At 41.8% G+C, this 22,543-nt stretch carries 25 protein-coding genes and 1 pseudogene; 20 read left to right on the forward strand and 6 right to left on the reverse strand.

The genetic code is table 11. The features are described from left to right. Positions 1 to 45: 45 nt before the first annotated feature. Positions 46 to 897, reverse strand: coding sequence for a DegV family protein (locus M1D81_RS05485; protein ID WP_024425073.1), 852 nt, complete (start codon positions 895 to 897; stop codon positions 46 to 48). 140 nt (positions 898 to 1,037) lie between these two features. Between M1D81_RS05485 and M1D81_RS05490 the strand changes: the two genes are divergently transcribed. Then, a complete protein-coding gene (locus tag M1D81_RS05490) occupies positions 1,038 to 1,880 on the forward strand; it encodes a YitT family protein (protein WP_024425072.1) in 843 nt (280 codons plus the stop codon). A 14-nt stretch (positions 1,881 to 1,894) separates the two neighbouring features. Continuing rightward, the gene (locus M1D81_RS05495; protein WP_456265389.1) at positions 1,895 to 2,350 is read left to right on the forward strand and encodes a BsuPI-related putative proteinase inhibitor; all 456 of its coding nucleotides are present in this window, start codon (positions 1,895 to 1,897) and stop codon (positions 2,348 to 2,350) included. Positions 2,351 to 2,599: 249 nt separating this feature from the next. Here the strand turns inward: M1D81_RS05495 and M1D81_RS05500 are convergent, their stop codons facing one another. From M1D81_RS05500 to M1D81_RS05510, 3 genes are all read right to left on the reverse strand, one after another. Further along, positions 2,600 to 2,791, reverse strand: coding sequence for a DUF3813 domain-containing protein (locus M1D81_RS05500; protein WP_024425070.1), 192 nt, complete (start codon positions 2,789 to 2,791; stop codon positions 2,600 to 2,602). Then, positions 2,788 to 2,937 carry a hypothetical protein gene (locus M1D81_RS05505; protein ID WP_024425069.1) on the reverse strand — a complete coding sequence of 50 codons (150 nt, stop codon included), beginning with the start codon at positions 2,935 to 2,937 and terminating at the stop codon, positions 2,788 to 2,790. Before M1D81_RS05505 ends, M1D81_RS05500 begins: the two co-directional genes overlap by 4 nt. 88 nt (positions 2,938 to 3,025) lie before the next feature. After that, positions 3,026 to 3,838 carry a Cof-type HAD-IIB family hydrolase gene (locus tag M1D81_RS05510; protein WP_456265388.1) on the reverse strand — a complete coding sequence of 271 codons (813 nt, stop codon included), beginning with the start codon at positions 3,836 to 3,838 and terminating at the stop codon, positions 3,026 to 3,028. 137 nt (positions 3,839 to 3,975) lie between these two features. Here M1D81_RS05510 and M1D81_RS05515 point away from each other — a divergent pair, with 137 nt between their 5' ends. The 12 genes and pseudogenes from M1D81_RS05515 to M1D81_RS05570 all read left to right on the forward strand — a co-directional run bounded on the left by M1D81_RS05515 (position 3,976) and on the right by M1D81_RS05570 (position 16,731). After that, complete coding sequence (locus tag M1D81_RS05515; protein WP_413550059.1) at positions 3,976 to 4,761, forward strand: alpha/beta fold hydrolase; 786 nt, start codon at positions 3,976 to 3,978, stop codon at positions 4,759 to 4,761. Between the two features lie 46 nt (positions 4,762 to 4,807). Further along, a complete protein-coding gene (locus tag M1D81_RS05520) occupies positions 4,808 to 5,116 on the forward strand; it encodes a metal-sulfur cluster assembly factor (protein WP_024425066.1) in 309 nt (102 codons plus the stop codon). Between the two features lie 112 nt (positions 5,117 to 5,228). Beyond that, positions 5,229 to 5,511, forward strand: a pseudogene (locus tag M1D81_RS05525) (hypothetical protein). Positions 5,512 to 5,648: 137 nt separating this feature from the next. Further along, positions 5,649 to 6,686, forward strand: a complete 1,038-nt coding sequence (gene argC, locus M1D81_RS05530) for an N-acetyl-gamma-glutamyl-phosphate reductase (protein ID WP_456265387.1) — start codon at positions 5,649 to 5,651, stop codon at positions 6,684 to 6,686. A 22-nt stretch (positions 6,687 to 6,708) separates the two neighbouring features. After that, complete coding sequence (gene argJ, locus M1D81_RS05535) at positions 6,709 to 7,929, forward strand: bifunctional ornithine acetyltransferase/N-acetylglutamate synthase (protein WP_456265386.1); 1,221 nt, start codon at positions 6,709 to 6,711, stop codon at positions 7,927 to 7,929. Between the two features lie 14 nt (positions 7,930 to 7,943). Beyond that, positions 7,944 to 8,720 carry an acetylglutamate kinase gene (argB, locus tag M1D81_RS05540; RefSeq protein ID WP_025093396.1) on the forward strand — a complete coding sequence of 259 codons (777 nt, stop codon included), beginning with the start codon at positions 7,944 to 7,946 and terminating at the stop codon, positions 8,718 to 8,720. Continuing rightward, positions 8,717 to 9,868 (forward strand): acetylornithine transaminase, encoded by a 1,152-nt coding sequence (locus tag M1D81_RS05545; RefSeq protein ID WP_456265385.1) that lies wholly within the window; start codon positions 8,717 to 8,719, stop codon positions 9,866 to 9,868. The genes argB and M1D81_RS05545 overlap by 4 nt, the downstream gene beginning before the upstream one ends. A gap of 70 nt (positions 9,869 to 9,938) precedes the next feature. Next, positions 9,939 to 11,000 (forward strand): carbamoyl phosphate synthase small subunit, encoded by a 1,062-nt coding sequence (locus M1D81_RS05550; protein WP_456265384.1) that lies wholly within the window; start codon positions 9,939 to 9,941, stop codon positions 10,998 to 11,000. Then, positions 10,993 to 14,073 carry a carbamoyl phosphate synthase large subunit gene (locus M1D81_RS05555; RefSeq protein WP_456265383.1) on the forward strand — a complete coding sequence of 1,027 codons (3,081 nt, stop codon included), beginning with the start codon at positions 10,993 to 10,995 and terminating at the stop codon, positions 14,071 to 14,073. Before M1D81_RS05550 ends, M1D81_RS05555 begins: the two co-directional genes overlap by 8 nt. Next, positions 14,070 to 15,020 carry an ornithine carbamoyltransferase gene (gene argF, locus M1D81_RS05560; RefSeq protein WP_456265382.1) on the forward strand — a complete coding sequence of 317 codons (951 nt, stop codon included), beginning with the start codon at positions 14,070 to 14,072 and terminating at the stop codon, positions 15,018 to 15,020. Before M1D81_RS05555 ends, argF begins: the two co-directional genes overlap by 4 nt. 102 nt (positions 15,021 to 15,122) lie before the next feature. Continuing rightward, positions 15,123 to 15,302 (forward strand): YjzC family protein, encoded by a 180-nt coding sequence (locus tag M1D81_RS05565; protein WP_008348517.1) that lies wholly within the window; start codon positions 15,123 to 15,125, stop codon positions 15,300 to 15,302. 163 nt (positions 15,303 to 15,465) lie between these two features. Then, complete coding sequence (locus M1D81_RS05570; protein ID WP_456265381.1) at positions 15,466 to 16,731, forward strand: MFS transporter; 1,266 nt, start codon at positions 15,466 to 15,468, stop codon at positions 16,729 to 16,731. A 111-nt stretch (positions 16,732 to 16,842) separates the two neighbouring features. Here the strand turns inward: M1D81_RS05570 and M1D81_RS05575 are convergent, their stop codons facing one another. Next, on the reverse strand, positions 16,843 to 17,037 hold the full coding sequence (locus tag M1D81_RS05575; RefSeq protein ID WP_456265380.1) for a YjzD family protein: 195 nt from the start codon (positions 17,035 to 17,037) through the stop codon (positions 16,843 to 16,845). Between the two features lie 212 nt (positions 17,038 to 17,249). Between M1D81_RS05575 and M1D81_RS05580 the strand changes: the two genes are divergently transcribed. The 4 genes from M1D81_RS05580 (at position 17,250) to M1D81_RS05595 (ending at position 19,903) form a co-directional block, all read left to right on the forward strand. Further along, the gene (locus M1D81_RS05580; protein WP_456265379.1) at positions 17,250 to 17,990 is read left to right on the forward strand and encodes a hypothetical protein; all 741 of its coding nucleotides are present in this window, start codon (positions 17,250 to 17,252) and stop codon (positions 17,988 to 17,990) included. A gap of 73 nt (positions 17,991 to 18,063) precedes the next feature. Beyond that, positions 18,064 to 18,639, forward strand: a complete 576-nt coding sequence (locus M1D81_RS05585; protein ID WP_456265378.1) for a nad binding enzyme — start codon at positions 18,064 to 18,066, stop codon at positions 18,637 to 18,639. Between the two features lie 91 nt (positions 18,640 to 18,730). After that, a complete protein-coding gene (locus M1D81_RS05590) occupies positions 18,731 to 19,693 on the forward strand; it encodes a BMP family ABC transporter substrate-binding protein (RefSeq protein ID WP_456265377.1) in 963 nt (320 codons plus the stop codon). 12 nt (positions 19,694 to 19,705) lie between these two features. Beyond that, on the forward strand, positions 19,706 to 19,903 hold the full coding sequence (locus M1D81_RS05595; RefSeq protein WP_456265376.1) for a ComZ family protein: 198 nt from the start codon (positions 19,706 to 19,708) through the stop codon (positions 19,901 to 19,903). Positions 19,904 to 19,913: 10 nt separating this feature from the next. Here the strand turns inward: M1D81_RS05595 and M1D81_RS05600 are convergent, their stop codons facing one another. Further along, the gene (locus tag M1D81_RS05600) at positions 19,914 to 20,147 is read right to left on the reverse strand and encodes a hypothetical protein (RefSeq protein WP_456265375.1); all 234 of its coding nucleotides are present in this window, start codon (positions 20,145 to 20,147) and stop codon (positions 19,914 to 19,916) included. 171 nt (positions 20,148 to 20,318) lie between these two features. Here M1D81_RS05600 and M1D81_RS05605 point away from each other — a divergent pair, with 171 nt between their 5' ends. Both M1D81_RS05605 and fabF read left to right on the forward strand, forming a co-directional pair. Then, entirely contained in the window at positions 20,319 to 21,257 is a 939-nt protein-coding gene (locus M1D81_RS05605; protein ID WP_024425052.1) for a beta-ketoacyl-ACP synthase III, read from the forward strand. Positions 21,258 to 21,278: 21 nt separating this feature from the next. Further along, the gene (gene fabF / locus M1D81_RS05610; RefSeq protein ID WP_456265374.1) at positions 21,279 to 22,520 is read left to right on the forward strand and encodes a beta-ketoacyl-ACP synthase II; all 1,242 of its coding nucleotides are present in this window, start codon (positions 21,279 to 21,281) and stop codon (positions 22,518 to 22,520) included. The last annotated feature ends 23 nt before the right edge of the window (positions 22,521 to 22,543 follow it).

The following is a 22,543-nucleotide window of genomic DNA, read 5'->3' on the forward strand; positions in this document are numbered from 1 at the left end:
AAAGCACCCTTCCCGTGATTTGTCAGGGAAGGGTGTTTTTTATGATCATTTGCCTGTAAAAAAGATCGCAAGCGTGCTAGGTCCTGAATGGGACCCAACAGCGGCGCCGATGATCTGAATATCAATTTCCTTTGGATGAAATTCGGCTTCGATCAGCTGTTTCATGTCTTCCGCCAGTGCAGGATCATCACCATGACTAATACCGACCGTTTGGTTCGACCAATCCGTTCCGCGTTCTTTCATTAGTTCAATAATGCGTTTCAGCAGCTTTTTACGTCCGCGGATTTTTTCAAGTGGGATGAGTTTTCCATCTTCGACATGTAAAATGGGCTTAATGCTTAACAAACCGCCAACAAATGCGGACGCTTTACTGATTCTTCCGCCCCTTGCTAAATACGATAAATCGTCTACAGTAAAAATATGTTGTAAAGATTCACAAAAATGCTTTACAGACGTTTCAATTTCTTGTATTGTATTTCCGTCAATGGCAAGTGATTGAGCGTGTTTGACAGCAAGCCCATAGCCGAGTGAAGCGCATTTAGAATCAATGATTCGTAAATCAAAATCAGGGTATTCTTCCTTCACTTCGTTTGCCATCATCACAGCTGTCTGGTATGTACCTGAAAGCTCTGATGAGAAAGCGACATAGATGGCAGATGTATGGGTTTGAGCGGCAGAAACAAAGGTTTCCTTGATCCGGTTTGGTGAAGCCTGTGACGTTTTTGGACTGGCTCCTTGTCTCATCGCATCAAATACTTGTTTTGGTTCAATGGTGATCAAATCCTCAAATTCCTGCTCGCCAAGCAACACGCGGAGCGGAATGAGCGTTATGTTATGTTCATCATAATAAGAAAGAGGCAGATCAGCAGCACTGTCTGCTATGATATGAACAGTCATATAAATCCCTTCTTTCTAAAAAAATAAGCCATATTTTACATCTTTTTAGCCTAACTATATCATAGAAATCATCTTTTCGTGTTCAAATTCTAAATTTTAGGGAAAACCATAGAGAGAATGGTAAGTGGAGGAATGACAACATGTTCATTGGAGAAGCAAAAAAACTCATTGTCGTCGTTATTGGTGCATTACTCAATGCGATTGGACTGAATTTATTCTTAATCCCAGCTGATGTATATGCGAGCGGTTTTACAGGGGTAGCCCAGCTGTTATCCAGCTTAATCGATCAATATGCGCCATTTTATGTATCAACAGGGATTCTATTATTTATTTTAAACATTCCAGTCGGCATTTTAGGCTGGATGAAAGTTGGCCGTTCCTTTACTTTGTACAGCATCATCAGTGTTGCATTGACGACCATTTTCCTTGGCATTTTACCAGAAACGAGTGTTTCCCACGATATTTTATTAAATGCTGTGTTTGGCGGTGTCATATCCGCAGTAGGGATTGGAATCACGCTCAAATACGGGGCTTCGACAGGAGGACTTGACATTGTTGCTATGGTTTTAGCGAAGTGGAAGGATAAACCAGTTGGCACGTATTTCTTCATTTTAAATGGAATCATCATTTTTACAGCAGGATTATTACAAGGTTGGGAGAAAGCATTATATACCCTTGTCACATTATATGTGACCACAAGGGTCATTGATGCCATCCATACAAGACATGAGAAGCTGACCGCGATGATTGTCACGAAGAAAGCAGATGAAATCAAAGAAGCCATTTATGGAAAAATGGTCAGAGGCATTACGACTGTACCTGCAAAAGGCGCATTCACCAACGAGCAAAAGGAAATGATGGTGATCGTTATTACAAGGTATGAGCTGTATGAACTTGAACAAATTATTAAAGAAGTCGATCCAAAAGCCTTTACAAATATTGTGCAGACAACCAATATTCTTGGATTTTTCAGACGAGATTAAAAGGTGGGTAGCAGATGAAAAAAGGGTTGGTGCTTCTTCTTATTCTATTGGTTTTAGCTGCTTGTGGACAACAAAAAAAGGATGAACCAGACAAGGAGGTATCCGGTCAAATGGGAGAAAAAACGGTTGAGCTCACAGTAGACCCCGTCCAGAAAGGTTCTTCAGTTCAATTTAACATGTCACTGAAAAATGAATCAGATCGAGATATAGAATTTACCTTTAACACAAGCCAAAAATTCGAGCTTAGTGTGTATGACGAAAACGGGAATGAACAATACCGCTATTCGAAAGACCGTATGTTCACACAGGCCATCCAAACCTTTGTGCTGAAAAAAGGCGAGGCCTATGATTTTCAAGATACATGGTCAAACGGTGTAAAGCCCGGAACATACGAAGCAGTCGTAACGTTTAAAGGAAAAGCAGAAGGGCTGAAACAAATCACGGAGAAGAAAACATTCCAAGTGAAATAAGTGCAGGAATCAGAAAAATCTGTCCATCTATTGTGGACAGCTCAGCGTGTAGACAAACCCTCGCATTCTTTGTCAGTCCTGCGCGCTGGTGCTCACGAATGTTAAATTCGCTCCGCAAAAGTAGCCGTCCTTCCTAGACTGCAAAGGTTTTCTATCACGCTGAAAAGAAGACAAAGGGTAAAATAAAGATCATTTTAGCCCTTTGTCAACAATCTGAGCTGTCCATCTATTGTGGACAGCTTTTTTATGTTAGAGATCATCAAGCAAGTCTTGGAAGGTATGCAGCTGGTTTCTTTCTGCATCTGTCGAATTGGCAAATGCAGACGATACGGCATTTTTCGCTCGTTTGACCGCCTGCTGACGCTCTAACCCAGATGAAAATGAAGAAGTAAGAGCTTCTTCAGTAAACGATTTGGCTTGATCAAAAAGTTCGTTTCTCACAATGAACCTCCAGAAGCATCAGTCTTCATATTCCCTCTGTCTGACGCTTCTTCAAGTGTCGAACGATAAGGAAAACGTGCGTCATGAAGACTGACTGAATCTTTACCTTGTTGTATAAAGCGTTTCGATTTGCTCCTTTTACCCATTCGGAATCCGCCCCTTTACACAAGCTGACAGGACAACCTGTCTAACGGTAGTATGCCCGCATCCATCTGCTATGTATGAATGGAAAAATTAAAGCGAGAAGTAATTCGTTAGAAACTTTGCAATCCCGTCTTGTTCATTTGTATCAGTGACTTCATTTGAGACACGTTTCACGGCATCAATTCCGTTGCCCATTGCTACACCGCAACCAGCAAATTCAAGCATTTCTAAATCATTGTCTTCATCTCCGAATGCCACAATCCGCTCCTTAGGAACACCGTAATAATCACTGATCTTTTGCAGTCCAACGGCTTTGTTCATGCCTGTTTTAATGATTTCAATTACGTGCCACGGAGCAGCCCAGCGCCTGTGATCAATTACTTCTGCATGAACATCTGATAAATAGCTTCGAATGGCTCCGACATCCTCTTCTTTTGCATGGATTAACACGCTCGTCACATTTTCTCCAAGGTTGTCTCTAAGGTCTCCAACAGTAACTTTGTTTGCATTCATATTAAAGATATCAATGAGTTTTTCATCATGATAATGGAAATACAAATCGTCTAACACTTCAGCTAACACATTGTGCACTTTATACTCTTCACTAATGTCTACAAGCTGTTTGACGACTTGAAGATCAAGTGACGTATGAAATCTGCCCCATGTTTCATCAAGAGGATGATGGACAAACGCTCCGTTAAAATTCACAATGGGTGAATCAAGCTGTAATTGCTGATAATAAGGAGAGCTGGATCGAAATGGCCGGCCTGTTGATATACAGACGTGATGACCGCTGTCTCTCACTTTTTGAATGACGTCAAGTGTGTGCGCAGAAATGGTTTTATCATCTTTTAATAATGTGCCATCCAGGTCAAGTGCGATTAGATAAGGTTTAGTCTCCATAAAATCTCCTTTGATCTGTAAGTGATAGGAGGCAATTCATGTTGGCGCCTCTTTCTATAGTGTATCTTTATCACATCTTTGTTGTCTACATGTTAAAATAAACAAAGACGGGAATGATAAAGGAGGATTCATAGGCTGTGATCACCATTGATGAGCAAATTACGCGCGATATTCCATTTTTACATATCGTAAAAGCTGAAAATAAAGACAAACCGCTGCCGCTTGTATTTTTTATTCACGGATTTACAAGTGCACGCGAGCATAATTTACACTTCGCCTTCCATTTGGCAGAAAAAGGCATGAGGGTCATCTTGCCTGACTGTGCTTATCATGGTGTAAGATCAGAAAACCTCAGTTTAGAGGAACTGGCATCAAAGTTCTGGGAAATTGTCCTGAACGAAATTCGTGAAATCGATATACTTAAAACATACTTTCAAGAAAAACAATTGATTGAAGCCGATTTGATAGGCGTTGCGGGTACATCCATGGGCGGCATCACCACCTTTGGTGCACTTGCCAAGCATGATTGGATCAAAGCCGCTGTCAGCTTGATGGGAAGTCCAAACTATACGACATTTCTAAAAGCACAAATCATGGACATGCGTCACAAAGGGTTGATGAAAGACATTACAGACGAAGAGGTTCATCTGCAATTAGACGCCCTGCGCCCATATGATTTAACGCTGCAAACGGATCGATTAAACAAAAGACCGCTGTTATTCTGGCATGCAGAAAACGATCCTGTCGTCCCTTACCGGCACGCAAAATCCCTATATGATGAGTTAGCAGCCACACAATATAAGCAGGACCCGCAGCTGATTCGCTTTATTACTGATGGACAAGCAGGCCATAAAGTCTCAAGACAAGCGATGTTTGAAACGATTGACTGGTTTGTGACACATCTGAAAAGCACAAACGTTTAGTCATAAGAAAAAGTACGTTATACTAATGGAAAAAGGAGTGGATATCATGGATGAAGCATTGAAAGAAAATATTTTAGGCGCCCTAGAACAGGTGATTGACCCTGAGCTGAATGTCGACATCGTCAACCTTGGACTTGTCTATGATGTCGATCTTGATGAGAATGGAAAAGCGGATATCACCATGACCTTAACATCAATGGGTTGTCCTCTTGCACCAATTATCGTGGATGAAGTCAAAAAAGCATTAAGTGATCTTCCAGAAGTAAAAGAAACAGAAGTTCACATCGTATGGAATCCGCCTTGGACACGAGACAAAATGTCAAGATACGCAAAAATTGCGCTCGGTATTCAATAAGCAAAAAATGAAAAATGCCTGGTATGAGTTGAACTCATGCCAGGTTTTTTTATGAAAAGTTAAGGTGGAGAAAGAGAGTAGCTTGATATAATGGAGGTTTTTCGCCAGCAGTTTGATATTTCCTTTTACATTATTTTTATTAAAAATGTTGGATCAAGCTATTCACAGTTTGGTCTTGCCTAAGGTGTGTTTGGTTTAAGCGGTCCCCAACAGAGAACAAACGAATGAAAGAAGTCGGTCACTATCATTTTTGGACAGCCCTATTTTCATCCATTGCCATTATCCTTGGCGGCCTGTTTGCTGATTTCTTTACCGTTTACTTCATTTTTTATGCAAGCTCCATATTATATTTATGCAGTGCACTCATGGTTCTCTATATCAAAAACGAAAGATAAATCCGCATGTCTCATGAAGATATGCGGTTTTTTTGTTGAAAAAAAATGAAAACAAATATTAAATATACAATTGAATTAATTTTTATACATGTTATAATGTTAAATAATTTCACAAAGATCAAGAGGGTGTATTGACGTTGAAAATAGGTATTATAGGTGCTACAGGGTACGGTGGTGCGGAATTGGTTCGTATCTTCAAGCATCACCCGCATGTGGAGGAATGTATATTGTATTCATCAAGTGGTGATGGGCAATCATACAGTCAATCTTATCCGCATCTAACAACGATTACTGACCAAACATTAAAAGCCATTGACCCAGCTGCCATTGTGCAAGAGACAGATGCTGTGTTTTTAGCGACACCAGCAGGCGTATCAAGTGAACTGACGCCAAAGCTTATGAATCAAGGAGTGCCGATCATTGATTTATCAGGTGATTTGCGCATTCAAGATGGAGCGACCTATGAAGCTTGGTATAAACGAAGGGCAGCGGATGCCACATCTGTCCAACAAGCGGTGTACGGCTTATCTGAACTGAATCGTGACAAAATTCAACAGGCTGAAGTGATTGCCAACCCGGGCTGCTTTCCTACCGCAGTTCTTCTCGGTTTAGCACCGCTCATCAAACAAAATGTCATCGATGAATCCATGATTATAATAGATGCAAAAACAGGGGTGTCCGGTGCCGGACGATCTGCCTCACTTGGCACGCATTTTTCAGAACTAAACGATAACTTTAAAATTTATAAGGTGAATGAGCATCAGCATACGCCAGAAATAGAGCAAATATTAAGAGAATGGAATCCGCAGACGGCGAACGTCACATTTTCTACGCACCTTGTCCCGATGACAAGAGGGATTATGGCGACGATGTATACACAATTAAAAACAGATGTCACAAAAGAAGAATTGATGAAGCGAATGAAAGACTTTTATGAAGATTCCTATTTTGTCAGAGTGAGAGATCACGGCGTTTATCCACAAACGAAAGAAGTATACGGCAGTAACTTCTGTGATATTGGCTTTCATTTAGATGAGCGAACAGGGAGACTGACAATCGTGTCGGTCATAGACAATCTCATGAAAGGTGCGGCCGGTCAAGCGGTTCAAAACTTCAACATCATCAAAGGCTTACATGAAGAGGCGGGCCTCACAATGACACCTCTTTATCCATAAGAGAACAGGGGAGACAACAAACATGATCGAATTGAATGAAAAAAGCATTGTCAAAATAGACGGTGACGTATCATCACCAAAAGGCTTTGAAGCAAAGGGGATTCACATTGGCTTGCGCTATTCAAAAAAAGACCTTGGCCTCATCGTCAGCGAAGTACCAGCAGTAAGTGCAGCGGTCTACACACAAAGTCACTTTCAAGCTGCGCCTCTCAAAGTCACACAACAAAGCTTAAAAAAGACAGGACAATTAAAAGGTGTCATTGTCAATAGTGCCATCGCCAATGCATGTACTGGTGAGCAGGGATTAAAAGATGCATACGACATGCAGGCAGCCTGTGCAGATATGTTAGGTGTAGCACCTGATTACATTGCGGTTTCTTCTACAGGTGTCATTGGGGAATGTCTGGAGATGGATAAAATCAAAAAGGGCATCGCCGAGTTAAAAGAAGCAAAAGCCGAAAAAGGCCATTTTGAAGAAGCGATTTTAACGACAGATACTGTCATTAAAAATACAGCATACACCCTTACGATAGACGGAAAAGAGATCATCATTTCAGGTGCAGCAAAAGGCTCTGGCATGATTCACCCGAACATGGCGACAATGCTTGGCTTTGTCACAACAGATGCAAATGTCGAACAGGAAGCCTTACAGCAAGCGCTTCGTGACATTACGGATGTGACTTTTAATCAAATTACCGTCGATGGAGAAACTTCGACAAACGATATGGTGCTTGTGATGGCAAATGGAATGGCACAAAACGATGCACTCAATGAAGAGCATCCAGAGTGGCCATTGTTTAAAGAAGGATTAAAACTAGCTTGCGAGGATTTAGCCAAAGAGATTGCGAGAGATGGAGAAGGCGCAACCAAATTAATTGAAGCAAAAGTCGCTGGTGCTAAAAATAACTTGGAAGCCGGCATCATTGCAAAAAAAATCGTTGGTTCAAGTCTTGTTAAAACCGCTGTATATGGTACAGATGCCAACTGGGGCCGAATCGTTGGAGCCATTGGTCATAGCGCAGCTTCCGTCACACCGGAAGAGGTAGAAGTCTATTTAGGCGGACAATGTTTGTTCAAACACAATGAACCGCAGCCATTCTCAGAAGAGGAAGCAAAAGCATATCTAGAGCAGGATGAGATTACGATTTTCATTCAAATGAGTGAGGGGAATGGTGAAGCTGCAGCATGGGGCTGTGATCTTACCTATGATTATGTGAAAATTAACGCGAGCTATCGCACATAAAGAAGGAGATAGACATGAATAAAACGATCGTGTTCAAGTGTGGAGGCAGTGTCATTCGAGAACTTTCAGATACATTTTATGAAAATGTCCGCTCACTTCAAGCTGCTGGATTTAAGCTGGCTATCGTGCATGGCGGAGGACCTGAAATCACCGACATGCTGCAAAAATTAGAAGTGAAAACAGAATTTGTTGACGGTCAGCGTAAAACAACGAAGCCTGTGCTAGAGGTAGCCGAAATGGTTCTCTCGGGAACAGTCAATAAATACTTTGTGTCAGAGCTCGCAAAGCATGATATATCATCTGTCGGCGTATCCGGTAAAGATGGGCAGATGCTTGTCGCCGATTTCCTTGACCAAGACGTTTACGGGTACGTTGGTGAAATCAAAGAAGTTCATCCAGAAATGGCAGAAGCACTCATGGAGAAACAATTCATTCCTGTGATAGCGCCGCTGTCTATGACGGAAGAATGCCAAACCTTAAATGTGAATGCTGATTTAGCAGCATCAGCTGTCGCCGGAGCCATGAAAGCTGATAAGCTCATGTTTGTCACAGATGTTGAAGGCATTTTAAAAAATGGTGAACTATTAGATGTCGTCACAGAACAAGAAGCCCTTTCACTCATTGATGAAGGCATTATTTCCGGGGGAATGATTCCAAAAGTACAATCCGCTTTGAGTGCCTTATCAGGTGATGTAGATGAAGTGATGATCGTAAATGGCAAAGGCAGTATCTTTACAGGAGAAACCTTTAAAGGAACAAGAATCGTGAAACAAAAGGAGGCGGTCCTGTGAGTCATCTTTTTCAAAACTATGGACGGTGGAATGTTGAAATTAAAGAGGCAGCAGGTTCTTGGGCAATCGATACAAATGGAAAAAAATATTTAGACTTTATACAAGGCATTGCCGTTACAAATTTAGGCCACAATCACCCAAAGGTCAATCAAGCCATTAAGGAACAGCTTGACCACGTCTGGCATGTATCGAATCTATTTGAAAATGGACTGCAAGAACAAGCAGCAGAAAAGCTGGCAGCAAACAGTTCAGGGGATCTCGTGTTTTTCTGCAATAGCGGGGCAGAGGCAAATGAAGGTGCCATTAAATTAGCACGTAAAGCGACAGGGAAAACAAATATCGTCACATTTTTGCACTCTTTCCATGGGCGCACGTATGCTGGTATGGCTGCCACAGGTCAAGATAAAATCAAAACTGGCTTTGGCCCTATGCTAGAAGGCTTTCACTACGTACCGTTTAATGATCCTGACGCTATGTCAGCGTGTGCAGTCGATGATGTGGCAGCGGTGATGCTGGAGGTTGTGCAAGGTGAAGGTGGAGTGAATCCAGCGACACCAGAATTTCTAAAAGCCGTTCAAGCATTTTGTAAAAAACATGAAGCACTGTTGATTGTAGATGAAATTCAAACGGGCATCGGTCGTACAGGAACAGCATTTGCGTACGAAGAGACGTGTCTTGACCCTGATATTATCTCAGCAGCAAAAGGGTTAGGGAACGGCTTTCCAGTTGGTGCAGTCATAGGAAAAAAAGCTTTAGGAGATGCATTCTCCCCAGGTTCACATGGCACAACATTTGGTGGGAATATGCTCGCTATGGCCGCTGTGAATGCGACACTCGATATCATTTTCAAAGAAGAGTTTCTTTCAGAAGTGAAAGAAAAGGGTGATTATCTGTTAGAAAAGCTGCAAAATGTCAAACAGCTGAATATCGTAAAAGAAGTGCGGGGAAAAGGATTGATGGCAGGTATTGAATGTGATCAGCCAGTCGCCGGCTATATCACAGCTCTTAGAGAGCAAGGGCTGCTGGTGCTTCCAGCTGGTCCAAATGTCATTCGTTTATTACCTCCGCTGAATGTGAAGAAAGCAGAGCTGGATCAAGCGATCGAAGCAATTGTTCAAGTATTAGCTAATAAAACGGTTTCGGTGTAAATTTTTTTACAAACAAACGTATAAAAATGCATTTATATCATTAATTATTCAATTTTGGGGTGACATAAGCATGAAAGGTTATTTAAATTTAGAAGATGGAGCCTCTTTTGAAGGAGATCTGACAGGAGAAGCTGGCATCACAGGTGAAGTGGTCTTTTTTACAGGTATGACAGGTTATCAAGAGGTGCTCACAGATCCTTCGTATAAAGGTCAGATCATTGTTTTCACATATCCGCTGATCGGAAATTACGGCATTAACCATGAAGACTTTGAGAGCAAGAAGCCTCAAGTAAAAGCGGTAGTTGTGTACGAGGCAGCAGAACATTTTTCACATCATCTTGCAGCGGTCAGCTTAAAAGATTATTTACAAAAGTGGAATATTCCGCTTCTGACACATACAGATACGCGCGCAGTCGTGCAAAACATCCGGGCAAATGGCACGATGAACGCTGTGCTCAGTGCAGACGAAAACGAAACGCCGCCTGCAATGAAACAAGACAATGTCGTCGCACAGGTGACAGATAGTGAGATTTACACACAAGGCAGCGGTGAGGAGCATGTGGCACTCATTGATTTTGGCTTTAAAAAATCAATTGCAGATTCGCTTGCAGCGCGCGGCTGTAAAGTAACCGTCATTCCATATAAACAAATGGAAAAGGTATTTGAGATCAAGCCGGATGCGATCCTCTTGTCAAACGGACCTGGAGACCCGAAAACCATGACACCGTATTTAAAAACAATTCATGACATCATGATGTCATTTCCGACACTTGGGATCTGCCTAGGTCACCAATTAATCGCTCTTGCACTTGGCGGAGATACGTATAAGCTGCCATTTGGCCACAGGGGAGCGAATCATCCTGTCCAGGATACAGAGTCAAAACGTGTCTTTATGACAAGTCAGAACCACAGCTATGTGGTGAATGAAAAAAGCATGAATGACAAAGAAGTGGACGTGAAATTCCTTCATGTCAATGATGGATCTGTAGAAGGATTCATTCATAAAGAAAAGCTGATTATGTCAGTTCAATTTCATCCAGAAGCACACCCAGGGCCTGCTGAAAGTGAATGGGTATTCGATGATTTTATTGAGAAAGTGAAACAAGCAAGGAGAGAAGTCGCACATGCCTAAAGATCAAAGCATACAAACCATTCTAGTCATCGGGTCTGGTCCAATCATCATTGGTCAGGCAGCAGAATTTGATTACTCAGGAACACAAGGATGTATGGCCTTAAAAGAAGAAGGCTACAAAGTCATCTTAGTGAATAATAACCCAGCAACCATTATGACAGACGAGTCATTTGCTGATGAAATCTATTTTGAACCGCTTTCAGTTGATTCAGTGACAAGAATCATTGAAAAGGAAAAACCAGATGGTCTTTTAGCCAACCTTGGCGGACAGACGGCTTTAAACCTTGCTGTCGAGCTGGAAAAAGCCGGTGTGCTGAAAAAGCATGGGGTGACCCTGCTCGGAACGTCAGTTGAAACCATTGAAAACGGTGAAGATCGAGAGAAATTCCGTGCTCTCATGAAGCATTTGAACGAACCTGTGCCAGATAGTGAAATTGTGGATAATGCGGAAGATGCTCTTCAATTTGCAAAAGAAGTCGGCTTCCCAGTTATCCTAAGACCAGCATACACACTTGGCGGTAAAGGCGGCGGAATCGCTCTAACAGAAGAGGCGTTTAAGCCGCTCATTGAAGGAGCTCTTTTAGCGAGTCCGATTCACCAGTGTTTAGTTGAAAAAAGCATAGCTGGCTTTAAAGAAGTCGAATATGAGGTCATGAGAGACCGTCAAAATACGTGTATCACGGTATGCAACATGGAAAATATCGATCCAGTTGGTGTGCATACAGGAGACTCGATTGTCGTTGCACCTTCCCAAACATTAACAGATCAGGATTACCAAATGCTCCGTTCTGCAAGCCTGAAAATCATTTCAGCGCTGGATGTAGTCGGCGGCTGCAACATCCAATTTGCCCTTGATCCACTCAGTAAAGAATACTTTGTCATTGAAGTGAATCCTCGGGTCAGCCGTTCTTCCGCTCTTGCATCAAAAGCAACAGGCTATCCGATTGCGAAAATGGCAGCTAAGCTTGCGGTGGGTTATACGCTAGACGAATTGAAAAACCCGCTGACAGGCACAACCTATGCTAGTTTTGAGCCGGCACTCGATTATGTTGTCGTGAAATTCCCGCGCTGGCCGTTTGATAAATTTAAACAGGCAGACCGTCAATTAGGGACAAAAATGAAGGCCACTGGTGAAGTCATGGCGATTGATCGAAATTTAGAGTCAGCCATCCAAAAAGCAGTTGCATCACTTGAAATTAAAACGAAGGGCTTCCACCTGCCAGAACTGAAAGAGCAATCTACAGAACAATTATTTGAACTCATCAAAACACCAGACGATCGCCGGTTTTTCGCTGTTATGGAGCTTCTTTCAAGACAAGAAACAGTTGAAACGATTCATCAAACGACGAAAATCGATCGATTTTTCTTACATGTGTTCCAGCATATGATCACGCTCGAACAAGAATTGAAAGATCATAAGGGGACGCTATCAAAAGATACCTTGAAAAAGGTAAAAGAAAAAGGCTTTCTTGATGAAACGATTGCTCTTCTTACGGGTCAAACGGAAGAGTCCATCAGGCAGCTTCGTCAAGAGTACGGGATTGCTGCTTCATTTAAAATTGTCGACACATGTGCGGCGGAATTTGATGCAAAAACGAATTACTTCTATTCCACCTACTTTGGAAAAAGTGATGGTGAGCATCAAGAAAAAACAAAGCAGCGTGCACTCATCATTGGCTCTGGTCCGATTCGAATCGGGCAGGGGGTCGAATTTGATTATAGTGCCGTTCATAGCGTTCTGACCTTGCAAAAGCTTGGATTTGAAACCATCATGATGAACAATAATCCAGAAACAGTCAGTACTGATTATGAGATTGCAGATCGTTTATATTTTGAGCCGATTACATTAGAGCACATCCTAAACGTTGTGGAAGCAGAACAAATTGATTTTGTCATTGTCCAATTTGGCGGACAGACTGCGATTAACGTCGCAGAAGGCTTGGAAAAAGCCGGTGTCATGTTGTTAGGTACGTCCTTTAGTACGCTGGATGCACTTGAAGATCGTGATTTATTCTATCAGCTTCTTGATGAACTGAATCTTCCTCACGCAAAAGGAGATACGGCTCATTCAAAAGAAGAAGCACTCGTACATGCGAAAAGCATCGGTTACCCTGTATTAATTCGCCCATCGTATGTCATTGGCGGAATGGGAATGATCGTTGTTCAGTCAGAAGCACATTTGGCGTCACTGCTTGATCAGCCAGATCATTTGCCATACCCAATCTTAATTGATGAGTACGTCACTGGAAAAGAAATTGAAGTCGATCTTATTTCTGACGGAAAAAAGGCGTTCATTCCAACCATCGTAGAACATATTGAGAAAGCGGGCGTGCACTCAGGTGACAGCTTTGCCATTTTACCAAGTATCTCAATCAGTGAAGACATCAAACAGCAGGTGCATACCGCGTCTGAACAAATAGCGAAGAAATTAGTGTTCAAGGGCATTATGAATATCCAATTTGTCATCAAAGGGGATCAGGCGCTTGTATTAGAAGTGAATCCGCGGGCAAGCCGGACTGTGCCAGTCGTCAGTAAGGTAATGGGCATTGATATGATCCCAATGGCCACTCAATTATTAGCTGGTGCGTCGCTTGAAGAACTAAACCCTGCAACGAAAAACAAAGGGGGGACGGCGGTCAAATTCCCAGTGTTCTCATCACATGCCATTCAAGATATCGACCTCAAGCTGACACCTGAAATGAAAGCGACAGGAGAAGGAATGTGTGTAGGCAAGAACGCCGAAAGTGCCTTGAAAAAAGTGTTTGCGCCGATCTGGAAGCAAAAAGGAAGCCTCTTTATACAAGGCAGCGAGCAATTGATAGATGAAGCGAAGCATGCAGGCTTTGACGTCTGGACTGGCAGCTTTGAATCTTGGCTGCAAAATGAAGATAAATCCCTGCATATTCATTTAGGAGAAGATGAAGAGGCAAAAGAGCAGCGTGTAAAAGCACTCACACACGGCGTTCAAGTCCTAACCGAATATGAAACAGTTCAAGCATTCCTGCAAGGAAAAAATGGAGATGTGTCACCAGTATCGCTCCATGAATTATATAAAAAGGAAGTGACGGCATGAGCCAAGTCAACGTTCAACCGGCATTATACGGAAAAGACTTTTTATCATTAAAAGATTTCTCAATGCATGAGATTGCTTATTTAATTGAAAAAGCGGAAGAAATGAAACAAAATCCATATCAAGATTTATTCAAAGGAAAAACGTTAGCAATGATCTTTGAAAAATCTTCAACTAGAACCCGTGTCTCGTTTGAAGCGGGGATGACGCAGCTGGGAGGACATGCGCTCTTCCTCAGCTCAAATGATTTGCAAATTGGCAGAGGAGAAACCATCAGTGATACAGCGCAGGTGCTGTCTGGTTATGTCGACGGTATTATGATTCGAACCTTTGAACATGAGAAGGTGGAGGAGCTTGCACAATACGCGTCAATTCCAGTCATTAATGGATTAACTGACTACTCACATCCATGCCAGGCGCTTGCTGATTTATTAACCATTAAAGAAACAAAAGGTACTTTAAAAGGAATCAAAGTGGCCTATATCGGTGACGGAAATAACGTGGCGCACTCCTTGATGGTCGGCTGTGCGCAGCTAGGCTGTGACATTGCGGTTGCATCACCAAAAGGCTATGAACCACTTCAAGAAGTAACAGACACTGCCCGTGAGTTTGCGAAACAATCAGGCGCAGAAGTGACCGTGACGACAGATCCTGTTGCAGCTGTACAAGATGCAGATGTTATTTATTCAGATGTGTTTACAAGCATGGGACAGGAAGCAGAAACAGAGAAACGTCTTGCTGAATTTAAAGAATATCAAGTTAATGACGAACTGATGAGTCATGCAGCCAAGGACTATATTTTCCTTCATTGTCTCCCGGCACATCGCGGGGAAGAAGTGACGGCAGATATTATTGACGGGCCGCACTCAAAAGTATTTCAACAGGCAGAAAACCGCCTGCATGTGCAAAAAGCGTTAATGAAAGAACTTATGTATCAACCATCCAAATAAATCCAAGTGTCCCTGACTCGTATGAGCAGGGACTTTTTGCATAAAGGATTGGAGAGGCAAGGGACGGGACATAATAACATCAATCGAGAAAGGAGGATGAAAATGGGTCAGCAGCATCAGTTTAAATCAGGGAATAAAGCACCGAATAATGGTGTGTATATCGAGATCGGCGAAACTGGAAGTATGGTGAAAGATCCTTTAAAGATTAAGCTTAAAGCAGGCGACGTCTTTCCTGATAACTCGAACCATAATCGTGTTTGGACCTACCAAAGAAAGCCGTAAGTAATTGACTAAGAGTCAGCAGGAATAAGACTTTAGAGGCATGTGTCATGCCTCTTTTTTCTTTATAATAAAAAACAATTAAGTTCAAATTTTCAAATAAATAGTATGAAAAAAAGAGAACTTAAGGTAAAATATGTAATATATTGTTGAAAGGATTTGTGTGATGGAAAAGATGAATCTCAGTGAAAGTGTTTGGAATAAACGCTTCACCTCATTATTCATTTCAAGACTCATTAAAAACACAGGGGAAAGTTTTGCTTTTACATCCGTCCTTTGGCTATTGATTTTAAGAGGGGATGGAGCGCTCGGTACAGGACTTCTTCTAGCAGTAACTGTTCTCCCTTCATCATTGTTAGCCCCAATATTAGGACCTCTTATGAAAAAGCATCATTTGTCTAAATGGATGTTCGCTTCAGATGTTGTTCGAGCAACAATTGTACTCATTATCCCACTTCTGCACTTTTCGCATCTATTACCTCTATGGTTATTGATCTCATTAATGGTTATTCAATCGGCAACAGGTGCAGCTTATAATCCAGCTTCGGTGGCGATCTTACCGCAGATTGTTCCAAAGGATCTCATTCAAAAAGCAAATGCAATCCTGCAATCTTCTTTTGAGATTGTTGCACTTGCAGCAGTCATGGTGGCTGGTCTTTTGGTTAAATTAATTGGCCCTGCTGATACCCTGCTGATCACCACTGCTTTATTTGTCATTTCTGGCCTGTTTATTATCGGGGTTAAGCTGAAGAAAACCGATGAAGAAAAAGCAGCAGGCATTAAACAAGCGAAGAATACATATTTGTATAACTTAAAAAGAGGATTTCTCGTTGTCAAAAACCATCACATTTTATTTGCGCTCACGCTGTATTGTATCTTAATGAATGTCGCTGCAGCTCCGTGGCAGGCACTATCAGCGGTATACGTAGCAGAAGCGCTGCAAAGCGACTCCATGGTGTATTCTATTTTAAGAGGCGTTGCGGCAGTTGGCGCGTTTATGATGGGCTTTGCTCTGGCAAAGGTGAAAATGAAGAGATTTGGTTTGTTCTTTATTGTCGCTGGCATGATTGAAGGGGCTGCGTTCTTTATTACAGGGATGAGTACATGGCTGCCGGTCGTTCTGCTTGCTTCCTTTATTTTCGGAGCTGCTGTCAGTGCGATCAATGTGCCGGAAATGGTCATTATTCAAACATCTGTTGACCAAGAGGATCAGCCGCAAGTATACGCTGTGATCAATGCCTCATCAAATGTCTTTCTCCCGCTTGCAGCTGTCGTATCAGGCGTCCTGGCAGAAAGATTTGGAGCGGGACCTGTCATTGCTGGCGGAGGAATCCTTGAAATTTTATCAGGTATCGCGATCTTCCTGTTTACAGGGCTTGCGAAAAGCCATTTGACAGAGGACAAACAGAAGTCCGAAACCGTCGAGGTATAAACAATAAAAACCCCCTGTATGTTTAAGGCAGGGGGTTTTCGCGTGCCGCAATCATTCTGAAAAAAAGAAAAAAGAGCTAAACATCAATTTAGCTCTTTTTCACAAGTCAGATTAAGAATGTTTTGTTGAACTTTCCGTTTCTTTCATTGGACTTACTTTAGCAAAGATGAATAAAATAACCGTAAACACAACTGCAAGAATGGAAGTGAGCGTAAAATCATAAGCAGCTCCATTCATAGAGGCAACGATGTAACCAGCCATATGTGTCAGCAGAAAAGTCCAAATGAGGGTGATAATATAATGCATAATCCCACCGTCCTTTATGTAACAATCTATTGATTATCATACCATAGATGCAAGTGAAGGGAAAAGACTGTTTTCCGCCTTTATGTGACCATTTTGAGACCTTCTGCTATAAAAATAAAAAGAATTCTTCTGTCTTTAGGGGATTTCCTTATTCCTGCAAGAGTTGTTGTTCATATCATAGAAAGCAGAATCACTGAAAGGAGGCTGGCCATATGGGTGTAAGCGAACGTTTTTTCCAGCTTGGTTCCCAGTGGAACATTATTCACCTTCCTCAAAAACCAAATGGCTTTGGCATTCTAATCCTCGGTGACCGCAATCACTTTGTGCAGGAAAATACATCATTCTGGCTTCAGCATTATGGAAGAAACCAGCTTTTAACTGCCTTAAAGGATGAAGGATATACATTGTTTAATAGTCATCTTCATGGGAATCACTGGGGATGTGAAGATGCTGTTTTTAGTGCCAAGCAGCTTGTGCATCACACACTAAAGCAAGAAATATTAAACCGGGAAATTCATGTGCTCGCAGAGGGAATGGGTGCACTTGTTGCCATGAGACTTGCTGAGGAAATGCCTGAAGTACTAAGGTCCATTGCGATGGTGAATCCATGTCTGAATCTGGATGCACAACGAGAAAGAGAAAAGGAACACAAATTCTTTTATAAGCAGCTGCTCAAAGAGTTAGCAGAGAGCTATGGCTGTTCTGAAAAGGAAGCTGAAACGTATCCACTGCCTTCTTGTCCTGTTCATTCTGCTCATGTACCGATTCATATATGGCAAAGGCTAAACGGCGCACCTTATGCATATGAACTTCACGCAAAGCCTTTTATTGATCAGCATATGAAAAATCCAGAACATTGTCAGGTCGATCTCACGCTGCATATGTTTGATCATCCGAGAAGAATCTTTCAATCCATTCACAAGTTTTATAAATCGCATGAAAGAGAATTGTGATGAATAGGATGATAACAGCCCTTCATAGAAAGGGCTCTTCTTTTTATTCGATATTAAAAAAGGGGACGTGAACATGGAAACAGGACTGATCATAGGGGCAGATGAGTTTTTTGGCCTGACACTTTGTGAATATATGATAAAAGAGGGCATTCAAGTGGATATCACGCGTCCTCATGATCTTAAAGAAGAACAAAAGGCACTGTTAGAAGAGCGGATGATGTGGCTGGGCAGAAATGATCTCGTTCGTGTCATTGACCTTCAGGATAGCAAAGACACGTATGACCTCATTTTTATTCAATCAGAGGAACCGCATAACAGGCAGAAAGACATCAAAGCAGAGCATGGCATGTACCAGATTCTTTATGAAAAGCCTGAAAACGAATCAGCTAAACAGAATGTGCCGGCAGTTATTCTTCCTCGCATGTTCGGACCATGGACACTCAATGAAGATCAAACAAAGCGTTCTGATTCATTTTTTATAGAAGATGTGGCAAAGGACTTGTTACAATGGGCATCGGACACAGGTCAAAGACAGGACATGACGTATGAATTGAAGGTAGAAAGCCAAACAGATGACAAACAAGCAGAAGACATGATTGCAGAATGGAAAAGACAAAACTCAACATTTTTCGACAAAAAGCAAGAATGATCTTCCATCTTATCTTTTTTCAGTATAAAATAAACCTATATTTAACATACAGGTTCATCACTGCATGTTGCAAAAGGGAGTTGAACATGGCATGAAGTACCATCGGCTTGTCATGATCTTTTCGTTCCTTCTTCTATTATCTGCCTGCTCGCAGGCGCCTTTAAAAGGAAAAATTGAGAAGGTGGGTTTACTCGTCCCCGATACGATTAATGATCAAGTTTGGGGAACGAAAGGTTATAAAGGCTTATTAAGTATCCAATCAACATTTGGTGTAGATGTTTATTATAAGGAAGGAATGGTCGACAAGGAGAAAATCGTTGATGCCATTGAAGAATTCCATAAAAAAGGAGTCAATTTGATTATTGGCCATGGCAATGAATATAGCGAAATTTTTAACTTGATCAGTGAAGATTATCCAAATATACAATTTATTACGGTCAATGGAAACAAGCCTCAGGCGGGCAATGTCACAAACGTGACGTTTAAAGGTGAAGCGATGGGCTTTTTCGGAGGCATGACAGCTGCACACATGTCAAAAACAAAAAAGATTGGGATTCTTGCTACATATGATTGGCAAAGTGAAGTAGACGGCTTTATCAAAGGGGCAAAATATCAAGATGAACATGTACAAGTATTAGCAGAGTTTGTCGAAAACTGGGATGATGCGGACAAAGCGGTGGAACTCTATCAAAAATTAAAAAAGCAGGGCGTTGATGTTGTGTATCCAGCAGGTGATGGTTATAATATCCCTGTCATTGAACAAATCAAAGCCGATAATTTATCAGCGATCGGATATGTCACCGATCAATCCAACCTCGGCAGCCATACAGTTTTAACGAGCACTGTACAGCATGTTGATAAAGCGTACAGCATCATTGCAAATAAGTTTAATGAAGGCAAGCTAAATGAACAAAATGAGTACTCCTTTGATTTTAAAGAAGGAGTGGTCGAGATGGGGACATTTAGTTCCACCATTGACGACGCTTTTGTGAAAGAAATTGAAAGTGATATTCTGTCATACAAAAAAACAGGTAAACTGCCAAATGAAGAGTGAGGAGACGAAGACATGCAGCACGAAAAATCGATGGAATTTTTACAAATTGCCATGAAGTATTTTCCGCAGGCAAAGGAAGAGTTAGATAAAGCAGGAATTCAGCTTGATCCTGAAGCTCTTCAGCCGCTTCTAACATTATTCACATCTGTCATGCAGGAAGCATACGAGATGGGAAAAGCAGATGCAGAATCAGAAAAAGCCACAGAATAGTGGCTTTTTCTTATGATAATTTTTTCTTGAAGGCACTAATCATAGGACCAACTTCTTTAAATACAGGCTTCAGCTCATCGATGGAGTTCATAATGTTCCCAATTTGATTCATGACATGCATGTAGTCAATTGAGTCATCACTTGAAGATGTCTCCGCACGTTCCTCCTTTGCCTCTGTCTTGCTTTTCTCCTTTTCAAGCGGCTGTCCAAACATCATTGCTGAGAAAATATCTTTTTGCGCCATATTACATGTTCCTTTCTACTATTGGTATATATCATTAATCTATGAAAAAAGTGAGAGGAAAGGTTAGACGATTGTATTGCCAAGAAGAAAAAAATAAGGTAAAATTAGTACCAGATACTAATATAAGATCACAATATTACATGCTCGTATGAGTAAAAGGAGTCTTATTCAATGAATGCTGGAATTATTGGCCTTGGCCGCTATATACCTGAAAAAGTATTAACAAATCATGATTTAGAAAAAATGGTTGAAACTTCTGACGAGTGGATTCGTACTAGAACAGGTATAGAAGAAAGAAGAATTGCATCTGATGATGTCAATACATCTCATATGGCGCTTGCTGCTGCAAAAAAAGCATTAGCTGATGCAGATGTGGCTGCAGAAGATATCGATATGATTCTTGTGGCGACAGTCACGCCAGATCAAGCATTTCCGACAGTTGCTTGTATGATTCAAGAGCAGCTCGGTGCACATAAAGCATGTGCAATGGATATTAGCGCTGCGTGTGCTGGCTTTATGTATGGGCTTGTTACTGGAAAACAATTTATCGAATCAGGAACTTACAAACACGTGCTTGTTGTCGGTGTTGAAAAGCTCTCTCGCATTACCGACTGGGATGACCGCAATACAGCTGTTTTGTTTGGAGATGGAGCTGGAGCTGCTGTGCTGGGAGAAGTCAGCGAAGGCAAAGGAATTCTATCATTCGAACTTGGAGCAGATGGAAGCGGTGGAAAGCACTTGTACTTAGATGAAAAAGATCATACAATCATGAATGGACGAGAAGTATTTAAATTTGCTGTAAGACAAATGGGCGAGTCAAGTGTAAATGTCATTGAAAAAGCTGGACTATCAAAAGAAGACGTTGATTTCTTGATTCCGCATCAAGCAAATATTCGCATTATGGAAGCAGCACGCGAACGTTTAGAGCTGCCAGTTGAAAAAATGTCGAAGACTGTCCATAAATATGGAAACACATCAGCAGCATCCATTCCAATTTCACTATGTGAAGAAATCGAAGCCGGAAAAATTCATGACGGCGATGTGATTGTAATGGTTGGTTTTGGTGGCGGATTAACTTGGGGCGCGATCGCTATGCGATGGGGCCGATAAAAGAGTGAGGTGCACAAATTAATGGATAAAAAACGAGTAGTTGTTACAGGATTAGGTGCTTTGACACCTCTTGGCAACGATGTAGAGTCAACATGGAAAAATGCTGTAGCAGGTGTATCAGGGGTTGGACCAATTACACGTGTCGATTCAAGTGAATATACCGCAAAAGTAGCGGCAGAACTAAAAGATTTTAACATTGAAGATTACATGGAGAAAAAAGAAGCGCGAAAAATGGCACGCTTCACGCAATATGCAGTCGTTGCTGCTCAAAAGGCGCTGGAAGATTCACGTCTTGAAATCACAGATGAAATCGCACCGCGTGTTGGTGTATGGGTTGGGTCTGGTATTGGCGGACTTGAAACATTTGAAGAGCAGTTCGAAGTGTATTCAAATAAAGGGGCAAGACGCGTCAGTCCATTCTTCGTCCCAATGATGATTCCTGATATGGCGACAGGCCAAATCTCTATTGCACTTGGCGCAAAAGGGGTTAACTCTTGTACAGTGACAGCATGTGCAACAGGAACAAACTCAATTGGTGATGCATTTAAAGTTATTCAGCGCGGTGATGCAGATGCGATGATCACAGGCGGAACAGAAGCGCCATTAACAAAAATGTCGTTTGCAGGTTTCTGTGCGAACAAAGCCCTTTCGACAAATCCTGATCCAAAGACAGCAAGCCGTCCATTCGACAAAAACCGTGACGGATTTGTCATGGGTGAGGGTGCAGGGATTATTGTTCTTGAAGAACTTGAGCATGCCTTAAAACGTGGTGCGACCATTTATGCAGAAATCGTTGGTTATGGTTCAACTGGAGATGCCTACCATATAACAGCACCAGCTCCAAATGGAGAAGGCGGCGTCCGTGCAATGAAAGAAGCGATTCGAGATGCAGGTTTGTCTGTGGAAGACATTGATTATATCAATGCCCACGGTACAAGCACACCTTACAATGATAAATTTGAAACAATGGCGATTAAAGAAGTGTTCGGAGAGCATGCAAACAAGCTTGCGATCAGTTCGACAAAATCAATGACAGGTCACTTACTTGGCGCAGCAGGCGGAGTAGAAGCCATTTTCTCTGTTCTTGCGATTAAAGACAGCGTCCTTCCTCCAACCATTAATCTCGAAACACCGGATGAAGAATGTGATCTTGATTATGTAGCAAATGAAGCACGTTCAAAAGAAGTACAAGTGGCTTTAAGTAACTCACTTGGTTTTGGCGGGCATAATGCGACAATTATTTTCAAAAAATACGAAGCATAATACTTTCTGAGAAAGCGGCGGTC

This window comes from Bacillus sp. JZ105, assembly GCF_053903125.1.